Source organism: Alicyclobacillus suci (genome assembly GCF_017329615.1).
Lineage (GTDB): Bacteria > Bacillota > Bacilli > Alicyclobacillales > Alicyclobacillaceae > Alicyclobacillus > Alicyclobacillus suci.
On record NZ_JAFMTW010000096.1, the window covers coordinates 1 to 3,298 of the forward strand.

6 protein-coding genes are annotated in these 3,298 nt (G+C 52.1%); all 6 read left to right on the plus strand.

Annotation, left to right across the window (positions count from 1 at the left end; all coding sequences use genetic code 11):
* On the plus strand, positions 1-463 hold a 463-nt coding region (locus tag J3482_RS19680), incomplete at its 5' end, for a DUF4054 domain-containing protein (protein ID WP_206923022.1).
* 13 nt (positions 464-476) lie between these two features.
* On the plus strand, positions 477-1,109 hold the full coding sequence (locus J3482_RS19685) for a phage virion morphogenesis protein (protein ID WP_206923023.1): 633 nt from the start codon (positions 477-479) through the stop codon (positions 1,107-1,109).
* Entirely contained in the window at positions 1,106-1,471 is a 366-nt protein-coding gene (locus tag J3482_RS19690) for a hypothetical protein (RefSeq protein ID WP_206923024.1), read from the plus strand. Before J3482_RS19685 ends, J3482_RS19690 begins: the two co-directional genes overlap by 4 nt.
* Positions 1,471-2,019, plus strand: a complete 549-nt coding sequence (locus tag J3482_RS19695) for a phage neck terminator protein (RefSeq protein ID WP_206923025.1) — start codon at positions 1,471-1,473, stop codon at positions 2,017-2,019. Before J3482_RS19690 ends, J3482_RS19695 begins: the two co-directional genes overlap by 1 nt.
* A 9-nt stretch (positions 2,020-2,028) precedes the next feature.
* On the plus strand, positions 2,029-3,141 hold the full coding sequence (locus tag J3482_RS19700; protein ID WP_206923026.1) for a DUF3383 family protein: 1,113 nt from the start codon (positions 2,029-2,031) through the stop codon (positions 3,139-3,141).
* A 13-nt stretch (positions 3,142-3,154) separates the two neighbouring features.
* A partial coding sequence (locus J3482_RS21965) for a tail tube family protein (RefSeq protein ID WP_369123488.1) occupies positions 3,155-3,298 on the plus strand: 144 nt, incomplete at its 3' end.

A 3,298-nucleotide genomic window follows, 5' to 3' on the forward strand; every position in this document is an offset into this window, starting at 1 on the left:
GTTTTGGAACTTTGGCAGCGGTTCGAACCTTCGCGCTGGGACAAACCCTTCGTACTCCGTCGCTGATTTCGTTGCGTTCTACCCACAGTTCGGAACCGATTCGAACGGAAACTATGTCGTGCCTCAGACGGTTATTCAGACGTTCATCGATATGGCCAGCGCAAGTATTCAGCAGGCTCGTTGGCGCGGTGCTTGGCAGGTTGCAATGGGTTTGTTTGTTGCGCATTTCTGCACGCTGTACCTTCAAACGTCGGCCGATCCGAATAGCGGTGCGGCAGCGGTGTTTGAAGCCGGCCGAGCACAAGGCGTTTTAAGCGGTGAGTCTGTAGGTGACGTTTCGTATTCCGCTGATTCCAGTGTGACAAGCGTCGATGGTTGGGCTGAATGGAATGCAACGGAGTACGGGAAACAACTCGCTACACTTGCGAGGATGTACGGCAAAGGCGGCATGCAAATCTGGTGACGGAGGCGATGTTATGTTCAACGCACTAGCAAACGTCACGACAAAAAAAGATTTGTCTGGCCAAATTCAAAAATCGCTGAAGTCCTTGGGTGCCCAGCAAGTGTACGTTGGCATTCCCGAGGGTGATGTTGGGAATCACGATGACATCACGAATCCGCAGCTGATGTACGTCCTGACTCACGGCGTCCGCAGTAAGTCCATGCGCGCTGAAATGAACGACTACATGGGACTTACGCCTGGTGGTATGCCGATTACGAGAGGGTTCAACACATTCCTCGAAAATCAGAGCAAAGGCATGCCATACAGCGCAGCGTATGAGTTGTACATCCATGAACACGGGTCTCCCCTCTGGCAGATACCACCTCGTCCTGTCTTAGAGCCCGCAATCAACAACAGCAAGGAAATCATCGCAAAGCAGCTTAAACAGGCCGCACAGGATGCACTAAATGGTGCAGACCCGTCCGAGGGACTGCACAAAGCAGGGATGCTTGGGGTTAACGCAGCGCGCGACTGGTTCTACAACCCGGAGAACAAGTGGCCGGCCAATTCACCGAGTACCGTTAAGCTGAAAGGTAGCGACCGTCCAAACATCGATACAGGTAACCTGCGCAACTCGATTACCTATGTGGTGGCGAAGAAAACATGATTAATGTTAGTCGGGTAATAAATAGCCCGAGACTCGCGCAGAAGTTCACTGTGTATCGGAAGTCAGGCGTGTGGAATGCGGGGCGTTATAGCGAAAGTGAGACAGCCTTATCAATGATAGGAGTAATCACTGTTGCGGACCCGAACGACCTCGAGCAGATCCCTGAAGGTGACCGGCAGAAAGGCGCCATATCCATTCACACGTCTCAACCACTGCAGGTTACGACGCAATCTGGTACGTCGGATGAGATTGAGTGGCGAGGGAATCGATATCGCGCTGCACAGCTGTTCCCCTATGCGGACTATGGATATTACAAGGTGATTGCAGTGAAGATGGACCCGTCGACTGGGGTTGAAGCATAGTGGCTGACACGGTGTTGACGCAGGTGCAACTAGAGGACATATTTCAGTCTCTGACAAGTCAATTGCTTGGTACAACAGACCCGAGCGCAGTGCGAATTACGTGGCCTAAAGATGGTGCGCCGAGTTGGAGCATCGATGACGACGTGTGCTTCGTATCGGTGACGCCCTCCGATAACTCGTACACGCGCCAACTCCAAACTGATTACAGTCCTCTCGATCAAGAAAGCCTGAATTCCACCCTTGCGTATACGGCCGGGGTGCGCGTGAGTTGGACGTTATATGGACCAAACTCCTCCGATAATGCCGATCTCATACGAGCAACACTGTTCTCCGATTCCACGAAGTCCACGTTGATATCTAACGATCTGGCTCTCATTACGGACGTCCCTATGCCTATCCGTCAGCCTGAATTATTCAACGGCGAATGGTGGAATCGCGCCACGCTATATGCCGATTTCAACCACTTAGTGAAACGCCAATCCACTGTTCCATATCTGCAAAGCGCTGATGTATTGGTCAGTGCAGACGTCGAAATCAAAGAAGGGTAGGTGGTTTGAGTGCCTACACAATCACTTGCAGACATCGTCAATGTGACCGTGGAAGTCTCTGCGGTTGCGCCAGCAGCTGGAGACCTTAACCTCGGTCTTATCGTAGGTCCATCGACTATTATCTCAGATACAGAACGTACCCAAGTATATAGTGGCACTGACGATATGGACAGCGATGGATGGACGGGCACAGAACCGGAGTACAAAGCCGCAGTGGCGTATTTTGCGCAGAATCCGCGTCCGAATGCTGTGGTCATCGGTCGTCAGGACACGACCACACCGGAGACGCCGCTCCAAGCAGTGACCGCATGTCGAGCATCCAACTCAGACTGGTATGGATGTTATGTATGTGGAGCAACTGACGCGGACATTGAAGCAATTGCTGCCTACATCGAGTCGGTTAATCCGGCTGCCACATTTTTTTATGACACACAATCGGCGGATGTCGCCAGCGGGACAACGCCCAATGTGATGTCAACGCTGAAAGACAGCAACTACCAACGTACTTTTGGTCTCTACTCCTCCACTGTGCAGTACTCAGGCGCCGCCGCTATGGGTGTTGCTATGGGATTAAACACGGGATTAGCGAACTCCGCGTTTACCTTGGCTTACAAGACGCTAGTTGGTATCGCGACAGATGACCTAACCACCACCCAAGTCACCAACATCAAGGGTTGGAATGGGAACGTCTATACCAACTTTGGAGGCAAGTATAATCTGCTCGTTCAAGGCACGATGGCTGATGGTACCCCGTTCGATCAGGTACTCAATCTGGATACGCTCCAGATCGATATCCAAACTGCGGTAGTAAATGCACTGACGTCGGCCACTAAGATTCCGCAAACGGACGCGGGTGTAACCACACTCGTGAATGTCATCTCCTCTGTATGCGCACAGGCTGCCACTGAAGGCATGATTGGCCCGGGTATCTGGAATGCAGCGCCGGTATTAGGACTCCAAACAGGTACCAACCTGCCGAATGGCTACATCGTACTGGCTGATACCATCGCGAACCAATCAGAAGCAGACAGAGCGGCCCGCAAATCACCGCCGATTTATGCCTGTGTGAAGATGTCGGGTGCGATTGAACACGTCGTCATTGGCATCGTTGTGAATCAGTAAGGAGGGATCGTAAGTGTCAACAACCACGTATAGCTTTGCTGATGTTGCCATGGCGCTATCTCATCCTTCCCTCGGACAGTATGTCATCTCAGGAGAAGGTATCGGGACTGTAACAGTGACGATGAGCACTGACCGTACAGCACATGATGTGGCTGCT